Annotated in this window: 22 protein-coding genes; all 22 read left to right on the forward strand. The window is 35.9% G+C overall.

Annotated elements, in window-relative coordinates; all coding sequences use genetic code 11:
- Positions 1-36 precede the first annotated feature (36 nt).
- The 22 genes from BR50_RS08860 (at position 37) to dinB (ending at position 26,814) form a co-directional block, all read left to right on the forward strand.
- Positions 37-1,317 carry a competence/damage-inducible protein A gene (locus BR50_RS08860; protein ID WP_034547937.1) on the forward strand — a complete coding sequence of 427 codons (1,281 nt, stop codon included), beginning with the start codon at positions 37-39 and terminating at the stop codon, positions 1,315-1,317.
- A gap of 139 nt (positions 1,318-1,456) precedes the next feature.
- Positions 1,457-2,503: a recombinase RecA gene (gene recA / locus BR50_RS08865; protein WP_034547939.1), complete on the forward strand. Its 1,047-nt coding sequence runs from the start codon at positions 1,457-1,459 to the stop codon at positions 2,501-2,503.
- Between the two features lie 305 nt (positions 2,504-2,808).
- Entirely contained in the window at positions 2,809-4,368 is a 1,560-nt protein-coding gene (rny, locus tag BR50_RS08870; RefSeq protein WP_034547940.1) for a ribonuclease Y, read from the forward strand.
- Between the two features lie 165 nt (positions 4,369-4,533).
- Complete coding sequence (locus BR50_RS08875) at positions 4,534-5,340, forward strand: TIGR00282 family metallophosphoesterase (RefSeq protein ID WP_034547941.1); 807 nt, start codon at positions 4,534-4,536, stop codon at positions 5,338-5,340.
- A 55-nt stretch (positions 5,341-5,395) separates the two neighbouring features.
- Positions 5,396-8,020, forward strand: coding sequence for a DNA mismatch repair protein MutS (mutS, locus tag BR50_RS08880; protein WP_034547943.1), 2,625 nt, complete (start codon positions 5,396-5,398; stop codon positions 8,018-8,020).
- A 28-nt stretch (positions 8,021-8,048) separates the two neighbouring features.
- Positions 8,049-10,019: a DNA mismatch repair endonuclease MutL gene (gene mutL, locus BR50_RS08885; RefSeq protein WP_034547945.1), complete on the forward strand. Its 1,971-nt coding sequence runs from the start codon at positions 8,049-8,051 to the stop codon at positions 10,017-10,019.
- A gap of 82 nt (positions 10,020-10,101) precedes the next feature.
- Complete coding sequence (gene msrB, locus BR50_RS08890) at positions 10,102-10,539, forward strand: peptide-methionine (R)-S-oxide reductase MsrB (protein ID WP_034547947.1); 438 nt, start codon at positions 10,102-10,104, stop codon at positions 10,537-10,539.
- 185 nt (positions 10,540-10,724) lie between these two features.
- Positions 10,725-11,339, forward strand: coding sequence for a Holliday junction branch migration protein RuvA (ruvA, locus tag BR50_RS08895; RefSeq protein ID WP_034547950.1), 615 nt, complete (start codon positions 10,725-10,727; stop codon positions 11,337-11,339).
- Between the two features lie 33 nt (positions 11,340-11,372).
- A complete protein-coding gene (gene ruvB / locus BR50_RS08900) occupies positions 11,373-12,386 on the forward strand; it encodes a Holliday junction branch migration DNA helicase RuvB (RefSeq protein WP_034547952.1) in 1,014 nt (337 codons plus the stop codon).
- 10 nt (positions 12,387-12,396) lie between these two features.
- Positions 12,397-13,428, forward strand: a complete 1,032-nt coding sequence (queA, locus tag BR50_RS08905; protein ID WP_034547955.1) for a tRNA preQ1(34) S-adenosylmethionine ribosyltransferase-isomerase QueA — start codon at positions 12,397-12,399, stop codon at positions 13,426-13,428.
- A 481-nt stretch (positions 13,429-13,909) separates the two neighbouring features.
- Positions 13,910-14,506 carry a TetR/AcrR family transcriptional regulator gene (locus BR50_RS08910; RefSeq protein WP_034547958.1) on the forward strand — a complete coding sequence of 199 codons (597 nt, stop codon included), beginning with the start codon at positions 13,910-13,912 and terminating at the stop codon, positions 14,504-14,506.
- Between the two features lie 256 nt (positions 14,507-14,762).
- Positions 14,763-15,908: a tRNA guanosine(34) transglycosylase Tgt gene (gene tgt / locus BR50_RS08915; protein WP_034547960.1), complete on the forward strand. Its 1,146-nt coding sequence runs from the start codon at positions 14,763-14,765 to the stop codon at positions 15,906-15,908.
- Positions 15,909-16,008: 100 nt separating this feature from the next.
- Positions 16,009-16,350, forward strand: coding sequence for a preprotein translocase subunit YajC (gene yajC, locus BR50_RS08920; protein WP_034547962.1), 342 nt, complete (start codon positions 16,009-16,011; stop codon positions 16,348-16,350).
- A gap of 145 nt (positions 16,351-16,495) precedes the next feature.
- Positions 16,496-16,783: a post-transcriptional regulator gene (locus BR50_RS08925; RefSeq protein WP_034547964.1), complete on the forward strand. Its 288-nt coding sequence runs from the start codon at positions 16,496-16,498 to the stop codon at positions 16,781-16,783.
- Positions 16,784-17,013: 230 nt separating this feature from the next.
- Positions 17,014-19,641 carry a bifunctional acetaldehyde-CoA/alcohol dehydrogenase gene (gene adhE / locus BR50_RS08930; protein WP_034547966.1) on the forward strand — a complete coding sequence of 876 codons (2,628 nt, stop codon included), beginning with the start codon at positions 17,014-17,016 and terminating at the stop codon, positions 19,639-19,641.
- A 147-nt stretch (positions 19,642-19,788) separates the two neighbouring features.
- Complete coding sequence (locus BR50_RS12635) at positions 19,789-21,123, forward strand: IS3 family transposase (RefSeq protein ID WP_034547968.1); 1,335 nt, start codon at positions 19,789-19,791, stop codon at positions 21,121-21,123.
- A 167-nt stretch (positions 21,124-21,290) separates the two neighbouring features.
- Positions 21,291-21,938 (forward strand): metal-dependent transcriptional regulator, encoded by a 648-nt coding sequence (locus BR50_RS08940; protein WP_034547970.1) that lies wholly within the window; start codon positions 21,291-21,293, stop codon positions 21,936-21,938.
- A gap of 14 nt (positions 21,939-21,952) precedes the next feature.
- Complete coding sequence (locus BR50_RS08945; RefSeq protein WP_034547972.1) at positions 21,953-22,885, forward strand: metal ABC transporter solute-binding protein, Zn/Mn family; 933 nt, start codon at positions 21,953-21,955, stop codon at positions 22,883-22,885.
- 26 nt (positions 22,886-22,911) lie between these two features.
- Positions 22,912-23,682: a metal ABC transporter ATP-binding protein gene (locus BR50_RS08950; RefSeq protein WP_034547974.1), complete on the forward strand. Its 771-nt coding sequence runs from the start codon at positions 22,912-22,914 to the stop codon at positions 23,680-23,682.
- Positions 23,683-24,594, forward strand: a complete 912-nt coding sequence (locus BR50_RS08955; protein WP_034547976.1) for a metal ABC transporter permease — start codon at positions 23,683-23,685, stop codon at positions 24,592-24,594.
- Between the two features lie 2 nt (positions 24,595-24,596).
- Positions 24,597-25,508, forward strand: a complete 912-nt coding sequence (locus tag BR50_RS08960; RefSeq protein ID WP_034547978.1) for a metal ABC transporter permease — start codon at positions 24,597-24,599, stop codon at positions 25,506-25,508.
- Between the two features lie 172 nt (positions 25,509-25,680).
- The gene (gene dinB, locus BR50_RS08965; protein ID WP_034547980.1) at positions 25,681-26,814 is read left to right on the forward strand and encodes a DNA polymerase IV; all 1,134 of its coding nucleotides are present in this window, start codon (positions 25,681-25,683) and stop codon (positions 26,812-26,814) included.
- Positions 26,815-26,858 lie beyond the last annotated feature (44 nt).

Below are 26,858 nucleotides of genomic sequence, written 5' to 3' on the forward strand. Positions count from 1 at the left end.
AAAAATTTTGCGTATTATAAAAATAGGAGTGAGCAAATGAATGCTGAAATCATAGCAATTGGAACAGAACTATTAATGGGACAAGTAATAAACACAAATGCATCTTTTCTGTCTCGCGAACTATCCTTATTGGGAATAGATGTCTATCATCAAGTAGTTGTTGGAGATAACCCGAAACGACTATTAGAGGTTATACAGGTTGCAGAGCAAAGAAGTGATTTAGTAATTCTGTCAGGAGGTTTAGGACCTACAAAAGATGATATTACAAAGCAAGTGTTAGCCGATCATTTGACTAAAAAACTAATTTTAGATGAAACTACAATGGAAAAAATAATTACTTTTCACGAAAATAGAAAACGAACTATGACAGATAATAATCGATTGCAAGCCATGGTTATTGAAGGCTCTACTATTTTAAAAAATAAGACAGGACTTGCAGCTGGAATGTTTTTAAAACAAAAAAGCAAAGCTTTTATCTTGTTACCGGGTCCACCCAGTGAATTAGAACCAATGTTTATAAATGAGGTCAAACCATTATTAATGGGTGAATCCAAGGAAGATATTCATCTCATATCGAGAGTGTTGCGTTTTTTTGATATTGGTGAATCTCAATTAGCTGCTGAATTAGATGACTTGATCGAACATCAGCAAAATCCTACTCTTGCTACCTACGCTGGTAAGCATGAAGTAAGGTTGCGTATAACAGCAAACGGAAGCACAGCAGTAGCTTGTTTTCTATTATTGGACAATATGGAAGCTATCATACAACAGCGTATAGGGAGTTATTTTTATGGATATGGAGAGGATAATAGATTAGTAAATGTAGTTGCAGATTTATTGAAAGAACAAAAAATGACTCTTACAGCTGCCGAAAGTCTTACCGGTGGTGCCTTTCAAAGTTCTATGACAAGTATTTCAGGTGCCAGTGATTATTTCAAAGGCGGCATCGTAACATATAGCAACGAAATAAAAACAGCTGTTCTAGGAGTTTCTAAAGAAATAATTGAAAAATCTGGCGCAGTTAGTGCTGAATGTGCTATCGAAATGGCAAAAAATGCACAACGGATGTTTGGTACAAATCTTGCAATTGCATTTACAGGAGTTGCAGGTCCCAATATGCTTGAAAACAAGGAAGTGGGTACGGTCTGGATCGGGATTGCGGTCAATGGAAAAGCAGCCTTTGCTAAAGAGTACCATTTAGGTAAAGGACGCGACAACAATCGAGAGAAATCGATCATGTCCGGTTTAGACTTGATCCGAAGAGTGCTGTTAAATCTTCCTATACAACAAAAAGTTTTTGAAACAATAAATAATTAACTACTTAGGAAAAAAGACCGAATGTTTGTTCGCTTTTCCCTTGCTTTTTTTATGGAAGAAAGGTATGATATTTGTTGTAGCAGATGAAATTATGAATGATTAATCAATGGATAAAAGAGACTTGAGGAGGATTTAATTAATGGCAGACGATCGTAAACAAGCATTAGATGCAGCATTAAAAAAAATTGAAAAAAACTTTGGTAAAGGTTCCGTTATGAAATTAGGCGAGAAAGTAGATACGCGTATTTCAACCGTTCCTAGTGGCTCATTAGCGTTAGATGTAGCATTAGGTGTAGGTGGATTTCCAAGAGGAAGAATTATTGAAGTGTACGGCCCTGAAAGTTCAGGTAAGACAACAGTAGCATTGCATGCTGTCGCAGAGGTCCAAAAACAAGGTGGGATAGCTGCATTTATTGATGCTGAGAATGCCTTGGATCCAAAATATGCAGCTGCTCTTGGTGTAGATATTGATGAATTATTGCTATCTCAGCCTGACACAGGTGAGCAAGGTTTAGAAATTGCAGACGCTTTGGTTTCCAGTGGAGCAGTAGATATCGTTGTGATCGACTCAGTTGCTGCATTGGTACCACGTGCAGAAATTGAAGGAGAAATGGGAGACTCTCATGTAGGGCTGCAAGCTCGTCTGATGTCTCAAGCTTTACGTAAATTATCCGGATCGATCAATAAAACAAAAACAATTGCGTTATTTATCAACCAAATTCGTGAAAAAGTTGGAGTAATGTTTGGTAATCCAGAAATTACACCGGGTGGTCGAGCTTTGAAATTCTATGCTACGATTCGTTTGGAAGTTAGAAGAGCTGAGCAAATTAAACAAGGTACAGAAATCATGGGTAACCGTACAAAAATTAAAGTTGTAAAAAACAAAGTTGCTCCACCATTCAGAGTAGCCGAAGTAGATATCATGTATGGAGAGGGTATTTCTCAAGTAGGAGAGCTAGTAGATATGGGTTCTGACAAAGATATCATCGATAAATCTGGTGCATGGTACTCTTATAATGGCGAACGAATTGGTCAAGGCCGTGAAAACGTTAAAAAATTCTTCAAAGAAAATCCTGAATTAAGAGCTGAAGTTGAGAAAAAAGTTCGTGCTGCTTATGGTTTTGGAGAACCTGGAACTAAAGAGCCAGAAGTAGAGAAGTCTGGAAAAGAGTCATTAGAAGATTAAAATGAAGAAATAAGATCAAATAAAACCAATAAGCACTATGCTTGTTGGTTTTATTTGAATGTTTTTCCGAGATTGAATGGAAAAAGATACATAAATAAATCATCCTAGGCTAATGAAAGTTTATGAAAGGGCTACAAAACCATTATTTAAGTTGACATGTCTCGTCACTACAATTAAAATTAAGTTATCTATTACTTTACAATTAAATATCGGGTAGATTTTATTGGTACAAAGCTATGCATAATCTACCAAATAATGGATAAATGATAAATGACAAATTAAATAGATGATACGGAGGTGGAAGAATGGATTTTAGAAGTGTTACCTTCGCTATCGTTACTTTAGTTGTCGGTCTTATTGTTGGATATCTCATCCGCAAAGCAACCCACGAAAAAGAGTTAGCTGGTGCTAGAAACACTGCAACTGGAATATTGGAAGAAGCAAAAAGAGAAGCAGAAACCATGAAAAAGGAAGCGATGTTAGAAGCGAAGGATGAAAGCCACAAATATCGAACTGAAATTGAAGCAGAGCTGAAAGAGAGAAGGAATGAAGTTCTAAGACAAGAAAATCGTTTGCTGCAACGCGAGGATAATATTGATCGCAAAAACGATAGCTTAGAAAAGCGTGAACGAACACTTGAAGCTAATGAAGCAAAATTAAGTTCTAGACAACTACATGTTGACGATTTAGAGAAGAAAGCCATTGAATTGGTGAAAGAACAAGAAAGTGAATTAGAACGAGTAGCTGCTTTGTCACGAGAAGAAGCAAGACAATTGATTTTACAAGAAACAGAAAATGAGCTTTCTCATGAAGTAGCCGTAATGGTAAAAGATTCTGAACAAAAAGCAAAAGAAGAAGCTGATCGTAAAGCTAAGAATTTAATTGCGTTAGCCATTCAACGTTCTGCAGCTGATCAAGTTTCAGAAACAACAGTATCCGTTGTAACCTTGCCTAACGATGAAATGAAAGGTCGTATCATAGGTCGTGAAGGGCGTAATATTAGAGCACTAGAGACGCTGACTGGTATGGATCTAATCATAGACGATACTCCAGAAGCTGTTGTGCTTAGTGGATTTGATCCAATACGTCGCGAGATCGCTCGAATGACTCTTGAAAAATTGATCCAAGATGGACGGATCCATCCAGCTCGAATTGAAGAGATGGTGGAAAAATCACGTAAAGAAATGGATGAAAGAATCAGAGAAATTGGAGAACAAGCTACTTTTGATGTAGGAGTCCATTCGTTACATCCAGACTTGATCAAAATTTTAGGACGCCTGAAATTCAGAACAAGTTATGGTCAAAATGTTTTAAGCCATTCTATTGAAGTTGCTAAATTAGCAGGTGTGATGGCTGCTGAATTAGGCGAAGATGTTACATTAGCTAAACGAGCTGGTTTGCTTCACGATATCGGTAAAGCACTAGATCATGAAGTTGAAGGTTCCCATGTTGAAATTGGTGCAGAAATTGCGATGAAGTACAAAGAGAATGAAACAGTTGTGAATTCAATTGCTTCACATCATGGTGACGTAGACGCAACATCCGTCATTTCTGTTTTAGTAGCTTCAGCTGATGCAATATCTGCAGCACGTCCTGGTGCAAGAAGCGAGTCACTTGAAAACTATATTCATCGTCTTGAAAAATTAGAAAGTATTTCTAATGATTTTGAAGGGGTTGAACAAAGTTTTGCTATCCAAGCAGGTCGCGAAATTCGAATCATGGTCAAACCTGAAAAATTAGATGATTTAGCAGCAAGTAAGTTAGCGCGTGACGTTAGAAAACGTATCGAAAGTGAGCTAGATTATCCTGGACACATTAAGATAACTGTTATTCGTGAAACAAGAACAATTGAATATGCTAAATAAGATTAGTTGAACTAACCGATACGAGCCAATGATAAATCTGGCTCATATCGGTTTTTCTATTGCAATCTTTAAAAATCAATTCTAACTAAAATAAAAGGCCAGCTTTTATTTTAGATCATTTATTGTTAAAATAAGTAAGATGAAAAAGAGAAGAGGAATAACTGTATGAAATTATTATTTATTGGAGATGTTGTAGGTTCGATGGGTCGCGAAATGGTTCATGATTATTTACCTAAACTGAAAAAAATGTATAGACCACAAGTAACGATTTTAAATGGCGAAAATGCAGCAGCAGGTCGTGGGATCACAGAAAAAATTTATAAAGGTTTTTTACAAGATGGTGTGGATATCGTAACGATGGGAAACCATACATGGGATAACCGGGATATTTTTGAATTTATTGATGAAGCTAAAAAAATGATTCGTCCAGCTAACTATCCTGAAGGAACACCAGGTAAAGGAATCTCTTATATAAAAGTCAATCAACTTGAATTGGCCGTTATAAACTTGCATGGGCGTGTTTTCATGACGGATGTCGATGATCCTTTCAGAAAAGCTGATGAATTAATAGACGAAGCGTTAAAACGGACACCTTTGATTTTTGTTGATTTTCACGCAGAAACGACAAGTGAAAAACAATCAATGGGTTGGTATTTAGATGGAAGAGTATCGGCAGTAGTTGGAACCCATACCCATGTGCAAACAAATGATGCACGTATTTTACCAAATGGTACAGCTTATTTGACAGATGCTGGAATGACGGGTCCTTATGATGAAGCATTAGGGATGGACCGCGATGCTGTGTTAAGAAGGTTTTTGACCCAAATGCCGACACGTTTTGAAGTGCCTAAAGAAGGCCGGAAAATTCTTTCAGGTTGTTTTATTGAAATTGATGATGTTACTGGCGAAGCTAAAAAAATTGAAAACATTGTTATCAATGACGATCATCCATTTAATGGCGGATTTGAATAAATTAGTCGAAATAAAAGAGTGCTGAATACTAAATAATCACAAAGGGGCGAAAAAGATGCCGCAAAAAACAAAACAAACGCCTATGATGGAACAGTACCTAGGGATAAAGGCAAACTACCCAGATGCTTTTTTATTTTATCGCTTGGGAGATTTTTACGAACTGTTCAATGAAGATGCTGTCAAAGCCTCACAACTGTTAGAAGTAACATTAACAAGCCGTAATCGCAATGCAGATGAGCCGATTCCTATGTGTGGTGTGCCTTATCATGCTGCTAAAGGATACATTGATAATTTGATAGAAAAAGGATACAAAGTAGCTATTTGTGAGCAAGTAGAAGATCCTAAAACAGCAAAAGGTATGGTGAAGAGAGAAGTCGTCCAATTGATCACACCGGGGACAGCTATGGACACTAAATCAATGGATGCTAAAACAAATAATTATTTGGCTGCTTTGATGAGTACCGAAACAGACGGTTATTATTTAGCCTATGCTGATTTAAGTACTGGGGAATTAAAAACGACGAAGTTAAATTCAATAGAATCCGTGATGAGTGAACTGATGAGCTTGAAAACGAAAGAAGTTGTTTTTAAAGAAGCGATGGAAATAGAATTACAAGCGAAATTAAAAACAACATTAGGGATCATGGTATCAACTCAAGAAGAGATGGTTGAAAGTGCAGAATTTTCTTATTTGACGGATGAGATAGAAAATAGCGAATCGATCAATGTTGTAAAATTACTATTGTCCTATTTATACGTTACTCAAAAAAGGAACCTAGGTCATCTTCAAAAAGTGGAAGTCTATTCTCCTGCCAATTATTTGAAAATGGATCATTATTCTAAGCGTAATTTAGAATTGGTTTCTTCGCTTCGTACAGGGCAAAAAAAAGGAACGCTATTGTGGTTACTGGACGAAACTAAAACGGCCATGGGAGGAAGACTTCTAAAGCAGTGGATCGATCGTCCTCTCATTCAAGAAAAGCAAATTTCTATGAGACAAAATATTGTTGAAAGTTTAATCAATCATTTTTTTGAAAGAACCGATTTAAATGAAGCTTTGACAAGAGTATATGATTTAGAACGGTTAGCTGGGAGGGTAGCGTTCGGCAATGTTAATGGGCGTGATTTAATTCAACTCCAAGCCTCCCTGCGTCAGATCCCTCAGCTGATTGAGGTCATACAGCTGATGAACAAAGGTGAGTGGGATCAATTCATCACCGAATTGGATCAAGTTCCTGAAGTTGTTGAGTTAATTGATCTAGCAGTAGATGAAGATGCGCCTCTTTCTATAAAAGATGGTGGGATCATTAAAGATGGTTTCAATGAGAAATTAGATACTTATCGGGATGCTATGCGCAACGGTAAGAAGTGGATCGCTCAGTTAGAAGCAGAAGAAAAAGCCGCAACCGGAATCAAAAACTTGAAAATTGGATATAACCGTATCTTTGGTTACTACATCGAAATCACTAAAGCTAACCTTGTCAATTTGCCGGAAGGGCGTTACGAGCGAAAACAAACGTTAGCAAATGCCGAACGATTTATTACGCCGGCTTTAAAGGAAAAAGAGATTTTAATACTGGAAGCGGAAGAAAAGTCGATGCTTCTAGAGTACACTTTATTTACGGAAGTTAGAGAAACAATCAAACAGTATATTGAACGATTGCAAAAATTAGCAAAAACAGTAGCAGCTATTGATGTATTGCAAAGTTTTGCAACAGTAAGTGAAAAATACCACTATACTCGTCCTGTTATGGCAGCCAATAGTCAAGAAATTGACTTAATAGAAGGACGGCATCCAGTTGTTGAAAAAGTACTAGGTCAGCAGACGTATGTACCAAACAGTGTTGAAATGAATCGAGAAAATGAGATCTTACTTATCACAGGACCTAATATGTCCGGTAAAAGTACGTATATGAGGCAACTAGCTTTAACGGTTATCATGGCTCAGATGGGTTGTTTTGTCCCTGCTGATAAAGCATTAATACCGATATTCGATCAAATATTTACGCGTATTGGTGCAGCAGATGATTTGATTGCCGGACAAAGTACGTTTATGGTCGAAATGATGGAGGCGAATGAGGCTCTAAGATACGCTTCTAAAAATAGTTTGATTTTATTTGATGAAATAGGCCGTGGTACAGCAACCTATGATGGGATGGCTTTAGCGGAAGCAATCATTGAATACATTCATGAAAAGGTTCATGCGAAAACGTTATTTTCAACCCATTATCATGAATTAACGCTTCTGGATGAACGTTTGCCTCGTTTGAAAAATGTCCATGTTGGTGCAGTAGAAGAAGAGGGAGAGTTAGTTTTTTTACACAAAATGCTTCCTGGTCCTGCTGATAAAAGTTATGGGATACAAGTAGCTAAACTGGCTGGCCTTCCAGACGAATTATTGTCACGCGCAACTGTTATATTAGAAGAACTAGAACAAAAAGAAGAAATTGTGTTAAATCATATAGGTCAAATAGATCCGATTAGTGAAGTTCAAATTCCAAGCAAGATTTCACAAAAGGAAAAAAACAAAGCAATGGATGATGGTCAACTTTCCTTATTTGGGCTTCTTGAAGGTTCTGAGTCCGAAGTTGTTAAAGCGGTTCGGAAAATGAATCTATTAACGATGACGCCTTTAGAAGCAATGAATTGCATTAATGAGTGGCAACAAAAATTGAATTGATCTTAGTTAGTGGAAAGGAATGGAATAGATGGCAAAAATCCAAGAACTTTCAGATGTATTAGCCAATCAAATTGCAGCTGGAGAAGTAATTGAGCGCCCGGCTTCTGTAGTAAAAGAATTGATTGAAAATGCAATTGATGCAGAAAGCAGCCAGATTGACATTCTTATCGAAGAAGCTGGATTAAAAAAAATACAGATCATTGATAATGGAGTAGGTATTGAACCAGAAGAGGTTCAAAATGCGTTTAAGCGTCATGCAACCAGTAAGATTTATTCACGAGACGATCTTTTTCGGATCCGTACGCTAGGTTTTCGTGGTGAAGCTTTACCAAGTATTGCTTCTGTTTCAGAAGTTGTTTTAGAGACGTCAACTGGTGGAGAACGCGGGACGTATCTTTCTTTAAAAGGCGGAAAAATAATCGAAGAAAGACCAAATGAAGCAAGAAAAGGCAGCAAGATCACTATTGAAAATCTTTTTTTTAATACACCTGCACGTTTGAAATATGTAAAGAGTCTACAAGCAGAACTATCGAATGTAACAGATATAATAAATCGATTGGCTATCAGTCATCCTAAGATTGCTTTTCGTTTAATTAGCGATGGCAATCAACTTTTAAGAACAGCTGGTAACGGTGATTTAAAACAGACACTTGCAGGAATTTATGGAGTGGCTACAGCAAAAAAAATGAGAGAAATAAAAAAAGAAGATTTGGATTTTAGAGTATCTGGGTTCGTTTCATTACCAGAACTTACGAGAGCCAGCCGGAATTATATTTCAATTATTATTAATGGACGCTATATTAAAAATTATTTATTAAATAAAGCTATTATTTCAGGTTACCGATCTAAATTAATGGTTGGACGTTATCCAATCGTTGCTATTAAAATCGATATGGATCCTTTACTAGTAGATGTAAATGTTCATCCGACAAAGCAAGAAGTTCGGATCAGCAAGGAAAAAGAATTGATGCAACTGATAGAATCAGCAATCCAAGACTGTTTAAGTAAGGAACAATTGATTCCAGATGGGCTAGAAAATTTATCATTTAAAAAGAAAATAGATCTACCCATGGAAGAGAATGAGCAAACAACATTTAGGTTCCAGCAAGAAAGAACTCCTGAAAAAGAAAAAAGAGAATCTGAAAACTTTCAACCATTACCCGAATCCCATTATTCAAAGCAACAGCCTCTTTCTTTTGAAGGTGGAACGGATCATGAAATTAAAAAAGAACCCTTTTTATTGCAAGAAGAGCAAGAAGATACGCTTGTAGAGCTGCCGGAGAAAAATAAGAGCAGTGAGTTTCATGATGAAACAATTAGTGAATTAATCGATTACCATCAAGAGTCCCCTTTAAAGGCAGCGGATAAACTAATGAAGAAACAAGCAACAGTTGAAGAATCCATTGATCAATTTCCAACATTAGAATACGTTGGTCAAATGCACGGCACTTATTTATTTGCTCAAAATGAAAAAGGCTTGTATATTTTGGATCAGCATGCTGCTCAAGAACGAATAAAATACGAATATTTCCGGGAAAAAATCGGCGAGGTCAGCACTGACTTACAAGATTTATTGGTACCCATTATGTTGGATTATCCGAATAGTGATGCCATTAAAATCAAAGAAAATAACGATGCATTAGAAATGGTTGGTATTTTCTTAGAACCGTTTGGCCAAAATAGTTTTTTGTTGAGAAGTCATCCGGTATGGTTTAATCAGGGTGAAGAAGAAACGATTGTAAGCGAGATGATCGATTTACTGTTGGATCATGGAAGTGTGAGCGTTGCTAAATTTAGAGAAGCAACGGCAATAATGATGAGTTGCAAAGGGTCGATCAAAGCAAACCATTACCTTAATGATGCGGAAGCTAGAGCACTGCTAAAGGATCTGAAAAAGATGGAAAATCCTTATAACTGCCCACATGGAAGACCAGTGGTGATCCATTTCACCAATAAAGATATGGAGAAAATGTTCAAACGGATACAAGATCCGCATTGAATTACCTAAAACAAATTCAATAAATTGTAGCGATTCCTTAAAAAGTGTAAAATGTAAGTTAGATACAAAAAGGAGGATTTTCATGAATAGCTATGATAAAAACGAATTGAAAGATAAACTTACAGATATTCAATTTGAAGTGACTCAAAATGAAGCTACTGAACGTCCGTTTACAGGAGAGTATGACGATTTTTATGAAGACGGCATTTTTGTAGATGTTGTAAGTGGAAAACCGCTATTTTCTTCAAACGATAAATACGATGCAGGATGCGGTTGGCCATCTTTTACAAAACCGATAGAAGAAAAAGAAGTTATTGAAAAAGTGGATACTAAATTTGGTATGCGCCGTACTGAAGTGCGAAGCTCAGAATCGAATTCTCATCTAGGACATATTTTTACAGATGGCCCTCAAGATAAAGGCGGTCTACGTTACTGTGTTAATTCGGCAGCGTTAAGATTCGTACCTGTTGATAAGTTAGATGAAGAAGGTTATGGCAGTTACCGTAAATTATTTGTTTGATCTATTTTGTGAAGTTTTATAAGCACTCTCTAGCTGCATAAGCAGCTAAAGAGTGCTTATGATTTTTTTACATAGGCTTTTTTTGGCGGCAACTCCTTTTTTCTATACAAATGTGGTAAACTAAAAAGCGAACAGGTGTGCCTTTTTCCGCCTAGTAAAATGAGTGAATGAATGGAGAAAATAATATGTATGAATACATTAAGGGGATAGTAACATTTGTTAGTCCTGCGTATATCGTCCTTGAAACGAATGGAATAGGGTATCAATTGTTTATGGCTAATCCATTTCGTTTTTCGAGTAAATTAAACGAGGAAGTAACCATTTATATCCATCAAGCTGTTCGAGAAGATGCTATTACGTTATATGGTTTCAAGGATTACACTGAAAAACAATTGTATTTAAAGTTGCTTAGTGTTTCAGGAATAGGTCCAAAAAGCGGATTGGCTATTTTGGCAAATGATGATCATCAAGGTTTAGTACAAGCAATCGAAAATGAAGATGCAGCTTACTTAACTAAATTTCCAGGAGTAGGTAAAAAGACTGCTTCACAAATTGTATTAGATTTGAAAGGGAAGTTAGCTGATTTAACCCATACACAATCAGAAAATACGGTCGATTACCAACAAGAATTGGTTTTACCAACGAATTATAGTCATGTTACTGAAGCAATCGAGGCTTTAGAAGCGCTAGGGTACAGTGCAAAAGAAATCAAAAAAATCGAACCACAAATCCGTAAATTAAATAAAGAATCTACAGATGCTTATTTAAGAGAAGCATTAAGACTATTGATGAAGAAATAACCGATAAGTAAAATGAGAAAAGTGGTGAAAACAATGAATCCAGAAGAACGAATCATTTCCGGCGACAGCAGCACGACAGAAGAGATGTCATTAGAAAAATCGTTGCGTCCGCTTTATTTAAAAGAATATATTGGCCAAGAAAAAGTGAAAAAAGAATTGTCGATTTATATAGAAGCAGCAAATAATCGCGAAGAAGCCTTAGATCACGTTTTGCTTTACGGCCCTCCTGGATTAGGGAAAACAACTATGGCAATGGTTATTTCAAATGAAATGGATGTAGCTATACGAACGACTAGCGGCCCTGCGATCGAGAAAGCAGGAGACTTAGTTGCTCTTTTGAATGAACTAGAAGCGGGAGATGTCCTTTTTATCGATGAGATCCATCGGATGCCAAGACTTATTGAAGAGATGTTGTACTCTGCTATGGAAGATTATTTTGTGGATATCATCGTGGGACAAGGACCAACTGCACATCCTGTCCATTTTCCTTTACCACCATTTACTCTAGTGGGTGCAACTACAAGAGCAGGACTTTTATCAGCACCTTTGCGAGATCGTTTTGGGATCGTATCGCATATGGAATATTACACGGTAGAAGAATTGAGCGATATTGTTTTACGTTCAGCTGATATATTTAATACTGAAATAATCGAATCAGGTGCAATCGAAATAGCTAGACGCTCGAGGGGAACGCCTCGTGTAGCAAATCGTCTATTAAAACGTGTAAGAGATTATGCACAAGTAAGATCTAATGGTGTGATAAAAAAAGAAATAGCAGATGAGGCATTAGCTATGCTGCGAATCGATCAAGAAGGACTCGATTTCGTTGATCAAAAACTATTGAAAACGATGATTGAGAACTATAATGGCGGACCGGTTGGGCTGTCTACGATTGCAGCTAATATTGGAGAAGAAGTTGAAACGATTGAAGATATGGTTGAGCCTTTTTTACTGCAGGCAGGCTTTCTTCAACGCACACCCCGTGGAAGAATCGTAACCCGTTTAGGCTATGCTCATTTGGGTTACCCAATTACTTATACAGATTAGGAGTATGATTATGTTAACGACAAAAGATTTTGATTTTAATTTACCAGAAGAATTAATTGCTCAGACCCCTTTAGCAAATCGATCAAGTTCAAAACTATTAATTTTAGACAAAGAAATGGGTAAAGTAGAAGATAAGTACTTTACGGACATCCTTGATGAATTGAACAAAGGTGACGCATTAGTCATGAATGATACACGCGTGTTGCCTGCACGTTTGCATGGCATAAAACCAGAAACTGGTGCACATATTGAACTATTATTATTAAAAAACACAAAAAATGATCAATGGGAAACACTTGTTAAACCAGCTAAGAAAGCAACTGTAGGGACCGTTATTTCTTTTGGAGATGGAAGACTGACAGCTACAGTAACAGAAGAGTTAAATCATGGCGGAAGAATCGTTGATTTTTCTTATGAAGGTATCTTTTTAGAAGTTTTAGAGTCATTAGGTGAAATGCCACTCCCTCCTTATATCAAAGAAAGATTAGAAGATGGCGAACGGTACCAAACGGTTTACGCAAAAGAAAATGGTTCGGCAGCTGCACCGACAGCAGGGTTGCATTTTACTGAAGAATTATTAGAGCAGATCAAGTTAAAAGGTGTACAGTTGGTTTTCTTAACGTTACACGTGGGATTAGGTACATTTAGACCAGTTAGTGTTGATTCGCTTGAAGACCATGAAATGCATTCAGAATTTTATCGTTTAACAGAAGAATCAGCAGCTATTTTAACAGCTGTTCGAAATAATGGTGGGAGAATAGTTGCAGTTGGGACAACTTCTATTCGGACACTGGAAACGATTGGTACAAAGTTTAATGGCGAGATAAAGGCAGATAGCGGATGGACAAGTATTTTTATTTCACCGGGGTATACATTTAAAGTTGTTGATGCTTTTTCAACTAATTTTCATTTGCCAAAATCAACATTGGTGATGTTGATCAGTGCTTTTGCAGGAAGAGAAAATGTTTTATCAGCTTACCAGCATGCTATTGATAAAAGATACCGGTTTTTTAGCTTTGGAGATGCCATGTTTATCAAATAAATGACTTTATTCCCTTAAACAAAATAAAAAATAGAAGTTGGCTTTTTAGGCCAACTTCTATTGGTTTTTAGAGAGGATAGAAGCGAATCAGCGAATCGTTGAAACGAAACTTTTTACTTGAACTTCTTCTAAAAACGACATACAGCTTCTTTACTACTTTTTTAAAACTGTCTTTAAATTTGTTAACGGTACTAATTTGAAGCTGGTTTTTCAAATAAATGTGACAGTGAATCTGGTAACTCAAAACAGAATGTTGATTTTAAATGTTTTTTCTGAATCTAAACACTAAAGAAATTCGACTAATTCACTTCTATAAGCATCTCTCTATCCACCTATAATATACCACATTTAGAAAGCGGTTACCATTTATGTGTCTCGAAATTCAAAAAAAGTTTTATTTTCTAAAAATAGTGTGATAAACTATTATATTGAGTGAGCACGTACTTGATTTAAGAGATGTTGAATTTGGAGGTCTAAGTAAGTGGCAAACGTAAACGAGGAAGCTGTAACAAATACGCAACAACGAATTATTGACGCAGCGTTAGATTTAGTTTCACATGTGGGGTATAAAAGTACCACAACTAAAATGATTGCACAGAAAGCCGAAGTTAATGAAACAACCATTTTTAAAAATTTTCAGTCTAAACAAGTTTTGATGGACACAGCATTTAAACAGCATACTGTACAAATCACCAAAGAAGTAGATGAATTTTTTTCTCAAAGTTTTGAAAATACCACAGATTTAATGAATCAATCTGGACGATTTATTGCAACTATTTTTGATAAACATCGGCAAATTGTTATTGGGACTATTAAAGAGGTAGGAAATGAACAAACAAAAACGATTTTCACCTATAAACAAGAGTATATCCAACAACAACTGTGCAATAAGTTAAAAGAATGCTCAAATGACCATTCACTAACGGATCAACAGTATGAAACGATTGCTTTTATTTTTAATAGTGCGATCATGAGTCTTCTAGTTGATAAAGCCAGAAAAGAATATTCGGATGATGAACAATCTATGACGATCCACTTAGATGATGTGATCGAGTTGATATTAAAAACAGTGAGTTGATTTTATTGAACGTAATTAAACAACCAATTAAATAAATGGTTCTACATCAAATGGTGTAGACACTTCAAAATGAAAATTTCTTCTGGAATGGGAGGGTTTGCTTGTGGAGCCATTGAATCTTATCTATGGCCGCAAGCAAGTCTATTCCTCTAGAAATTTTGGGTAAGTAGTGCAATTAGATTAAATCTATCAACACTAAAAATTATAGATCCAAATAAATGAGTAACCTCAGTTGAACGAAAGTAGGAATGGAAGCATGACAGAACCAGCAATTAAATACCGATTAATAAAAAAAGAGAAACATACAGGCGCAAGACTTGGAGAAATTATTACTCCACATGGAACTTTTCAAACGCCTATGTTCATGCCGGTTGGCACGTTGGCAACGGTCAAAAGTATTGCACCAGAAGAGTTAGAGTCAATGGGAGCAGATATTATTTTAAGCAATACGTATCACTTATGGCTGCGCCCAGGTGAAGATATTGTAGAAGAAGCAGGCGGACTTCATAAGTTCATGAACTGGGATAAAGGTATTTTGACAGATTCAGGCGGATTCCAGGTATTTTCATTAAGTGATATGCGAAAAATTGAAGAAGAAGGTGTTCATTTTAGAAATCATTTGAATGGTTCTAAAATGTTCTTGTCACCAGAAAAAGCGATCAATATCCAAAATAAATTGGGTCCAGATATTATGATGAGTTTTGACGAGTGCCCACCTTTTGACGAGAGTTTTGATTATGTAAAAAAATCAGTTGAACGAACGAGTCGTTGGGCTGAACGAGGGTTAAAAGCTCATGGGAAACCAAATAGTCAAGGGCTATTTGGAATCATTCAAGGTGCTGGATTCAAGGAACTTCGTCAACAAAGCGCACGTGATTTAGTATCAATGGATTTCCCAGGTTATTCTATTGGAGGATTGTCTGTAGGAGAGCCCAAACAAAGCATGAATAGAGTATTAGAATACACGACACCTTTTATACCAGAAGACAAACCACGTTACTTGATGGGTGTAGGAACAGCTGATTCGCTGATCGATGGTGTTATTCGAGGAGTAGACATGTTTGATTGTGTGCTACCTACTCGTATTGCTCGTAATGGAACATGTATGACGAGCAAAGGCCGTGTTGTAATTAAAAATGCTCAATATGAAAGAGACTTTGGACCATTAGATGCTAAATGTGATTGCTATACTTGCCGCAATTATACAAGAGCCTATATACGCCATTTGATCAAAGCTAATGAAACTTTTGGCTTACGCCTGACAAGTTACCATAATCTGTATTTCTTATTAAATGTAATGAAAGAAGTCAGACAAGCTATCATGGATGATAATTTACTAGAATATAGAGAAAGTTTCTTTGAAGAATATGGTTTTAATAAACCAAATGCTAGAAATTTCTGAAGGTTTTATAAGATTATCTGTTAAGAGATAGCAATAAGACTTAATCTTTGGTAAAGTAATGAATGAAAAGATGATTTAAAAGAAGAATGGAGTGAAAAAAATGGAAATAATTCTTAATTTTCTACCTTTTATCGCGATTATGGCTTTGATGTATTTTATGATGATCCGTCCGCAAAAAAAGGCAGCTACAAAAACACAAAATATGCTTAATGCTATGAAAAAAGGAAACTCTGTCGTTACCATTGGTGGTCTACACGGCGTTATTGATGAAGTAAACACTACTAATAATACTGTCGTAATTGATTGTGATGGAATCTTTTTAACATTTGAAAAGAAAGCTATTGCCCGTGTGGTAACTACTGATGTTTCAAACGCTGTCGAAGATCTTGGCACGAACACGCCATCACATACAGCAGAAGAAGATAACGAAGAAAAACTTTAATATAGGCAATCAAGAGTTTAAAAAGGGTGCTATCAGAATAAAACTGGCGGCATCCTTTTTAGTGTTTCAGTTTTATTTTAAAGTTCTACAGTGATCAGATATAAATAAAATGGGAATAAGATAGTTTCGAATAAGGAAGGAGCTTATGCTTTTGATCAACGAATCAATTACTTACTATACTAAATATGAACCTTGGTTAAATTTGAAAATTCAAGAGTTTAACCAGTTAGGATATCATCAAATAAATAAAGAAGATTTGTGGAAATATGTTGTGGATTTGTGCTGGAAAAGGAATGTCCCAGCGCACTACTATCAACAAATTAGTGATATTATGAAAATTACGCCCAATCATTACTTAGATTATGCTGCGGTAGAAGCGCAAGTTTATAAAGTTACATCACTTGATGATATGAATTTCGAAGGGTTATTTTAAAAGGAATCAGATGATTTATTCTGATTCCTTTTATTTAATGGTTTTATGTGAAATTATTATCATATTATATTGAAAAGGTGAAAAAAAATTCAAAAAAAAACAATCATTTAATGGTTGTTTAGTAGGCTTTTTCATCTTTTTTTCAATTAAAAACGATTTAATTCTTTACAAAAAAAAGAAAATGAAGTATGATGATTGTGAAATAGATAACAATAACAGGAGGGTTCAATATGATGGAAGTTAATACTAAAGAAAAAATTAAAACTAATAAAAAAAGTAATTTGAACAATCAAACTAGTGTATCTGATGATATCGAGCTATTGGTCAACCAAGGAAAAGAAGCGTTAAGTATTTTAGAAACTTTTGATCAAGAAAAGATCGACTTTATTGTTCATCAAATGGCAATGGCTGGTTTGGATCAGCATATGCCTTTAGCTAAAATGGCAGTAGAAGAAACAGGTAGAGGGATCTATGAAGATAAATGTATCAAGAATATGTTTGCAACAGAATCAATCTGGAATTCGATAAAAGATAATAAAACAGTGGGGATCATTAGTAGAGATAGCCAAACAGATTTGATAGAAGTAGCCACTCCAGTGGGCGTAGTATGTGGGGTCACACCGGTTACTAATCCAACATCTACAACAATGTTCAAAGCGTTAATTGCTTTGAAAACACGTAATCCAATTATTTTCTCTTTCCATCCAAGTGCTCAAAAATGTTCTATAGCTGCAGCAACTGCGTTGAAAGAAGCAGCTGTAAAAGCCGGAGCACCAGAAAATTGCATTCAATGGATCGAGAAAGGCTCTTTAGAAGCAACAAATAGCTTGATGCAACATCCAGGAGTTGCTGTCGTACTTGCAACTGGGGGAGCTGCTATGGTAAAAGCAGCTTATTCAACTGGTAAACCAGCATTAGGAGTTGGACCAGGAAATGTGCCAAGCTATATTGAAAAATCTGCAAAAATCAAACGTGCGGTAAACGATATCATTGCATCAAAAACATTTGATAATGGGATGATATGTGCTTCAGAACAAGCCATTATTGTGGATAAAGAAATTTACAGTGAAATAAAAGAAGAATTCAAACAACATAATATTTATTTTGCTAAACCAAATGAATTAGAGAAATTTGAAAGTGCGGTAATGAATGAAGCAAAAGTTGCTGTTAATCCAGGAATTGTGGGACAATCCCCATACAAAATTGCTGCATTAGCAGGCATAGAAATTCCAAAAGAAACAAAAATGATTGTTGTAGAATTAAACGGAGTAGGTGCAGACTATCCTCTATCTCGCGAAAAGTTATCTCCAGTTCTAGCTATGATCAAAGCAGATTCTACTAAACATGCATTCGAACTTTCTCAACAAATGCTAGAATTAGGTGGGTTAGGTCATTCAGCAGCGATCCATACTCAAAATGATGCTTTAGCAGAAAAATTTGGTGAAGAAATGAAGGCTTGTCGTATTTTAGTTAACTCACCAACGTCTCAAGGAGGAATAGGTGACTTATACAATAACATGATTCCTTCATTAACATTAGGTTGTGGATCATATGGTAAAAACTCAGTTTCTAAAAATGTTACAGCTATCAACTTAATGAATATTAAAACAATTGCGAAACGGAGAAATAATATGCAGTGGTTTAAATTGCCAGCAAAGATTTATTTTGAAAAAAATTCCCTTGCTTATCTACAAGAAATGGAAGGCATCGAACGCGTTTTTCTAGTATGTGATCCAGGTATGGTTAAATTTGGTTATGCAGATAAGGTTACACAAGAGTTGATGAAACGAAAAAATAAAGTTCAAGTTGAGATTTTTTCAGATGTAGAACCAAATCCATCTACTGATACTGTTAAAGCTGGAACAGAAGCAATGAATCATTTCCAACCAGATACCATTATCGCAATCGGTGGTGGTTCAGCAATGGATGCTGCTAAAGGAATGTGGTTATTTTATGAAAAACCTGAAACAATTTTCTTTGGAGCTAAACAGAAGTTTTTAGATATCCGTAAAAGAACGTATAAAATTCCAAATTTAACAAAAACACAATTTGTCTGCATACCAACTACATCTGGTACAGGATCAGAAGTTACACCATTTGCAGTTATAACGGATAGTGAAACTCACGTCAAGTACCCATTAGCAGATTATGCGTTGACTCCTGATGTCGCAATAATCGATCCACAGTTTGTAATGAGTGTACCGAAATCTGTTACAGCTGATACAGGCATGGATGTATTAACGCATGCGATCGAATCTTATGTTTCCGTAATGGCCAGCGATTATACAAAAGGTCTAAGCCTTCAAGCGGTCAAACTTGTATTTGAAAATTTACGCACATCGTACGAATATGCTACAGAAGAATCTCGCGAAAAAATGCATAATGCATCTACTATGGCTGGAATGGCATTTGCAAATGCTTTCTTAGGAATCAATCATTCCATTGCCCATAAAATTGGAGCTGCATATAATATCCCTCATGGACGTACCAATGCAATATTGTTACCTCATGTTATTCGATATAATGCTAAGGATCCTGCGAAGCATGCTTTATTTCCAAAATACGAATATTTCCACGCACATGAAGATTACGCTGAAATAGCTAGATTCATGGGATTCAAAGGGAATACTATAGAAGAGTTAGTAGAATCATTAGTCCAAGAAATCAACAAATTAGGTAAAGATGTTGGAATCAAGATGAGTTTGAAAGATCAAGGAGTAAGTTCTGAAACATTACACGATACAGTTGATCATTTGTCAGAATTAGCCTTTGAAGATCAATGTACAACAGCAAATCCAAAACAACCATTGATCAGTGAATTAAAACAAATTATCATTGAAGCATTTGAAGAAATATAATAGAAAATAAAAAACGGAAACTAAGGCTTTGATACCCTACCCGAAAACTAGACACTCAAAAAAAAGAGTGTTTTAGTTTTTGGGTTATTTTTTTATTTTATTTTCGTTATACTTTAATAGAATTGTTTCTAAGTGGAGGTTTCTTTGATGAGCAAAAAATTATATACAGAATATGAAATAGAGATACTGCAAAAAAATCCTAATGTAAAATCAGCATCTTCAAAAAGTATTACCTACTCACCTGTTTTTAAAATTAAAGTAGTAAAGGAAAGTAAGAGTGGAATGACCTCAACGGCCATATTTGAAAATGCTGGTCTGCCTGAAGATCTTCTAGGCAAAGGAAAAGCTCATCAATGTGTGCGTCGTTGGAAAAATAGTATGGCAATAAGAGGACAAGAAGGATTCCATACCGAAACTCGCGGGAAAGGTACACGATCAGAAGGCGAAAAAATGGGATCTATCGAGGAGCAGTTGGAAGAAGCAAAAGCACGTATAGCGTATCTGGAAGGCAATTTAGATTTAGTAAAAAAATTAGAATTTCAAGGAAGGAGCGTGAAAAACGAGAAAGGAAACGTTCTGAAAACCCGTGAGCGGTATGAATTAATCAATTCAATCATACGAGAATATAGTCTTAAAGGCATGGTTAAGTCTTTGTGTGAAATTGCCGAAGTTAGTCGTAGTGGTTATTATTATTGGAAGAACAATGAGGCTACACGTTATAAGAGGTACGAACAGGACAGCAATGATTTCGAATTGCTTTATCAAGTATACATTGAGAAAAATAAATGTGGTGTAGAAGAAATAAAGATGGCATTAGAAGCTGAATATGATATCGTAATGAACCATAAAAAAATTCGAAGAATCCTTCGAATCTACGGTATTATGTCACCCATTAGAAAAGCTAAACCTTACAAGAAAATGATGAAGGCAACACAAGAACACAAAACCAAGAAGAATCTTGTTAATCGTGATTTTGATAGAGGAACGCCTTATAAAGTATTGCTTACTGATATTACATATTTACCTTACGGTAAGAGCCAAATGGCCTACCTCTCTGCCGTTAAGGATGGTGCAACAGGAGAGATTGTTGCCCATCACTTCGCTACTTCTTTAAAGATGAATTTGGTCTATCAAACTTTGAACAAATTAGAATGTATCACAAGTGATATGCCTGATACAGAAAGATACTTGCATTCTGATCAAGGCTTCCACTACACTAATCCTACATATCAAAGTAATGTTGAAAAAATGGGATTTATACAATCCATGTCTAGAAGAGGTAACTGCTGGGATAATGCCCCAATGGAGTCCTTTTTTGGTCATATGAAGGACGTAGTCCTCTCAGAAAGACATGAAAGCCTTCAGGGTTTGTGGAATTCTGTAGAAGAATATATTTCGTTTTACAATCATAGTCGTTATCAAAAAAAATTAAAGAAGATGACCCCCGTTGCTTATCGGGATCATCTTCTATGGACTGCGTAATATCGTTTTTTTAAATGTCTAGTTTAAAGGTAGTAATTCACTTGCCTTAGTTTCCGTTTTTTTGTATTGAATATCTGATTAATTGTCAATAAAGACTTGTAATTAATTTATTTCAAGGTATACTTTTAATATAAGTTAGGTTAGCCTAAAAAAGGTAGGGGAAAATTATGACGCCAAATAAAGAAGATTACTTGAAAATGATTTATGAGCTTGGTGGAACAACTAAAAAAGTAACAAATAAACAGCTTGTTTCAGGACTTAAAGTATCTGCAGCTTCTGTAAGCGAAATGATCACTAAGTTATTAAAAGAGGGATTTGTTAAACATATTCCTTATCATGGAATTCATTTGACCGAAGAGGGACTCCAAAAAGCAAGCACATTAGTACGGAAACATCGACTTTGGGAAGTCTTTTTAGTAAATCATTTGGGCTACGCATGGAATGAGGTCCACCAAGAAGCTGAAGTATTGGAGCATGTTACTTCTATTGAATTAGCGAGGCACTTAGATAAGTACTTAGATTTTCCAACAGTTTGTCCTCATGGAGGAATGATCCCAACCGAAAAAGAAATTGTTTATGAAAAGATACTTCCGACTTTAGCAGATAAACAAGTTTATGATGTAGTGAAAATTAAAAGAGTAACTGATGAGAAAGAGCTGCTCGATTATTTAGCATCCTTAGAGGTTGATATAGGTGACGTATTTAAGATTATTGATATAGGCGCGTATGAAGGACCTATAACCCTCGAAACAGAAGGCAAACAACTTGTAGTTAGTTACAAAGCAGCTGAAAATATTTTTATTGAAGTAGTATAGAAAGTAGGAGAAAGATGAAAACAACTAAGCGCATTTTTTTTGGATCATTGTTTATTGCACTAATTTTTTTAGCCGGTTGTTATAATTTTAGCTCGGATCAGGCTTCGGAAAAATTGCAAGTTGTAGCGACTACGACTATGCTAACTGATTTATTGAAAGAAATAGGTGGCGAACATGTCGATGTAAACGGACTGATGCCTTCAGGAGTAGATCCTCATTTATATAAAGCAAGCGCAAGAGATGTCATTTTTATGCAATCTGCAGATATAGTAGCCTATAGTGGATTAGAACTTGAAGGAAAAATGGGTGAAATATTCCAAGGACTTGAAAACCAGAAAAAAATTGTTATAGCATTAGAAAATGGTTTGAATGAAAATGATGTTATTTCTACTGGAGAAAACAGCAAATCGATTGATCCACATATTTGGTTTGATGTAGAGCTATGGAAAAAAGCAGCTATAGAAGTATCTAAGGGATTGATCGCTGCTGATCCTGAAAATAAATTGAGTTATCAGTCAAATGTAGAAAGTTATTTGCTTGAATTAGAAGAATTAAATCAATATGTAACCAATCGTGTAAATGAAATACCAGAAGAAGATCGGATATTAGTAACAGCTCATGATGCTTTTAGTTACTTTGGTAAAGGATATGGTTTTAACGTCATTGGACTTCAAGGATTAAATACAAAAGCTGAAGCTGGTACAGGCGATATTAGCCAATTAGCAGATTTTATTGTAGACAATGGTATAAAAGCTATCTTTATTGAATCTTCTGTTCCAACAAGGACCATTGAATCCTTACAGGCGGCTACTAAAGCAAAAGGTTTTGATGTTGTAATTGGTGGAGAGCTTTATTCTGATTCTTTGGGAGATCAAGAAAATGACACCGAAACTTATATAAAAACAGTGAGATCTAATGTAGATACTATTGTAGATGCATTGAAATAAAACAAAGAGACTGGAGTGCATAATGTATGGAGATCGAGCGAATAGAAAAAACAACTGCAATACGTTTGAATCAATTAACGGTAGCGTATGAAGCACAGCCGGTTTTGTGGAATATTTCAGTTGATATTCCTAAAGGTACATTGACCGCAATCGTTGGACCTAATGGGGCGGGTAAATCGACATTGATCAAATCTTTGATCAATTTGATCAAACCCGTTGCTGGCAAAGTAGATTTTACTTTTGAGCAGACAACAGATGAAAAGTATGGGAAAAATAAAAATTTAGTTGCGTATGTACCTCAAAATGGAAGTGTAGATTGGGATTTTCCAACAACTGTTTTAGATGTGGTCGTAATGGGAAGATATGGTCACTTAGGATGGTTTAAAAGACCCAAGAAAAAAGATAAAGCCTTAGCAAATGAGATGCTTGTAAAAGTAGGTATGGCGGATTTCAAACATAAACAAATCAGTCAATTATCGGGTGGACAAAGACAACGGGTATTTTTAGCTCGTGCATTGGTTCAAGAAGCAGAAATTTACTTGATGGACGAACCTTTTCAAGGTGTGGATGCCCAAACCGAAAAAATTATTATTCAATTATTAAAGGAATTGAAAACAGAGGGAAAGACGATAGTCGTTGTTCACCATGATTTACAAACTGTTCCAGAATACTTTGATGAAGTTATTTTAATTAATCGTGAATTGATTGGAAATGGACCAGTTGAAACAACTTTTACTAAAGAATTGATTGCTAAAACTTACCGCCAAAATCAAACAAAACCATGGGAGGAAGAGTAAATGGATGTACTAAAGACTCTTTTCTTTGATTATACTTTTCAAGTAGTCGTGTTTGGCTCGAGTATTTTAGGTCTATTAAGCGGTGTTATTGGAAGCTTTACTGTTTTACGCAAACAGAGTTTACTTGGAGATGCAGTGAGTCATGCAGCTTTGCCAGGAATCTGTTTGGCATTTATCCTTACCTCAAACAAACAAATGGAAATTCTTTTACTCGGGGCGCTCATTTCAGGCTTACTTGCTACTTGGTTGATCATGGTGATCGTCAAACACTCTAAAGTTAAATTTGACAGTGCACTAGCGCTGACTACGGCAATTTTCTTTGGTCTTGGTTTAGTCTTGCTGACCTTTATCCAAAAAAGTCCAAACTCTAATCAAGCTGGTTTAGAAAGTTTTATTTTTGGGCAATCGTCGACTCTTTTAGAGCGTGATGTGAGAATTATGTTCTTAGCAGGAGTCGTACTGTTGATCCTAGTAGGTGCGTTTTGGAAAGAATTCAAACTAATGGCTTTCGATCAAACATTTGCTACAAGTATTGGACTACCGGTCTATTGGTTGAATAGTCTTTTAGCCATACTAACGGTGATCGTTATCGTAATGGGGTTACAATCAGTAGGCGTTATCTTAATGAGTTCTCTTCTGATTGGACCAGCTGTAGCCGCTAGACAATGGACTAATCATTTATCAATCATGGTCGGGTTGGCAGCATTATTTGGTTCTCTTTCCGGCATAATCGGAACGATGATCAGTTCATTAGGCCAACAAATTCCAACGGGCCCAACAATTGTATTAGTGATCAGCTTGATTGTGCTAGTCAGTATTTTGTTCTCCCCAAATAGAGGGATCATTTGGAAAGTAGTTAAAAATAAACGACGTGAAAAAGAATTTGCGATGCAATTAAAGAAAGGCGGATAAGTATGAACCCTGTTTTTGAAATACAGCTCATTGCAGTTTTAGTTGCTGTAGCTTGTGCATTACCAGGTGTCTTTCTGGTGATACGCGGGATGGCCATGATGGCAGATGCCATCACTCATACGATTTTGTTGGGGATCGTCGTAGCTTTCTTTATTACCCAAGATTTAAATTCGCCGTTCCTGATTTTAGGTGCTGCATTTGTAGGGATTCTTACTGTGTGGTTAACTGAATTGATCCATCAAACAAAATTACTGGATAAAGATGCTTCTATTGGGATTATTTTTCCTTTATTGTTCAGTATAGCTATCATTTTGATTACTCGATATGCGGGTGATGTGCATTTAGATACAGATTCAGTGTTATTGGGAGAATTAGCATTTGCTCCTTTTGACCGATTGATTCTATTTGGTATCGATATTGGTCCGCAGGCTGTGTATTCAATGTCTATCATACTTGTTATACTACTTTTGTTCATTGGATTCTTTTACAAAGAACTCAAACTGACTTCATTTGATTCTTTATTGGCAGCATCGTTAGGTTTTTCACCTATTTTACTACATTATGCATTAATGTCTTTAGTATCCGTCACAGCAGTAGGAGCATTTGAGGCCGTTGGATCAATATTGGTAGTAGCCTTCATGGTAGGACCGCCAGTATCAGCGTACCTTTTAACAAATCGACTAAGTTACATGTTGGGGATCAGTGCTGCTTTAGGAGCTTTTAATAGTTTGATTGGTTTTCAATTATCGATGTACTTTGACGTCTCCATAGCTGGTATGATTGCAGTCACTACTGGTTTAACATTTGCAGTAATTTTTGTTTTTTCTCCAAAAAATGGACTTATTAATGAAATGCATCGTAAAAAAAGGCAGCAAAAAATATTGAAAAAAGCGTTGGAAAATAATTTAAACTAAAAAAATTCAAGGAGCTGAGGAAATTACTTCAGCTCCTTCTTTGTATTCAAATCGTTAGTTTAATATGTGTTCTAATAAAAGATTCAAGACGTGCTCTATTTATACCTTATTGATTAGAAATCTTGATTCAGAATATGTGTTCCCTTATAATGGATTGGAGGAGGTGAAAGGGATGGACATTGGTGTAGTAAGATTTGATGAACCAAAAAGAGACACAACGAGGAAAATCATACACATTGACATGGACGCTTTTTTTGCCTCTGTAGAAGAACGAGAGAATCCTGATCTAAAAGGAAAACCTGTGATCATTGCGCGACATCCAAAAGAAACAGGTGGAAAAGGAGTTGTCGCGACAGCAAATTATGAGGCTCGTAAATTTGGTGTTCATTCTGCAATGAGTGCTCAAAAAGCCTTTGAATTATGTCCGCATGGGAATTTTATTTCTGGTCATTATGAATTGTATCGAGAGGTATCAGCAGAAGTCCGTGCAATATTCGAGAGATATACGGATATAATTGAACCTCTCTCTCTAGATGAGGCTTACCTAGATGTTACGGAGAATAAAAAAAAAATAGCAAGTGCAACGCGTATCGCTAAACTCATTCAAAGAGATATCTGGCAAGAAATACACTTAACTAGTTCAGCTGGAGTATCATATAATAAATTCATCGCTAAGCTCGCTTCTGATTACCATAAACCTGCTGGAATAACGGTTATCCCTCCTGATAAGGCCTTAGCTTTTTTACGAGAGCTGCCCATTGAAAAATTTTATGGAGTAGGAAAAAAGACGGTTGAGAAAATGCATGAAGCAGCTATTTATACAGGGGAAGATTTGTATCAAAAAAATGAAATGGAACTGATCCAAGGGTTCAAAAGAATGGGGTATTCTCTGTACCGTAAAGTTAGAGGAATAGATAATTCCCCGGTCCAAGTAAGTCGTGAGAGAAAATCGGTTGGCAGAGAGCTGACTTATGGGAAAAATCTAACAACAGTACAAGAAATTTTAAGCGAATTAAGATTTATTGCAAATAAAGTTCAACTATCGCTCCAAAAAAATCAAAAGCACGGTAAAACGGTTGTATTAAAAGTGCGGTATTCTAATTTTGAAACGGTGACGAAGCGTCTAACATTACCTAATTATGTTAAAGATGGTGAAGAAATCTTTTTTCATGCTCAGAATCTTTGGGATGAAATTGGAATAATGGACAGAGGTATACGATTATTAGGCATTACAGTAACGAATTTGGATCCATTGTCCTACGAAAATATCGTCTTACCATTATGGGATAAAGAGATTAGTTATTGAATGTTGTTATATAACAACACCAATTGCAATCTCTTTTTCTCAAC

Source organism: Carnobacterium alterfunditum DSM 5972 (assembly GCF_000744115.1).
Taxonomy (GTDB): domain Bacteria; phylum Bacillota; class Bacilli; order Lactobacillales; family Carnobacteriaceae; genus Carnobacterium_B; species Carnobacterium_B alterfunditum.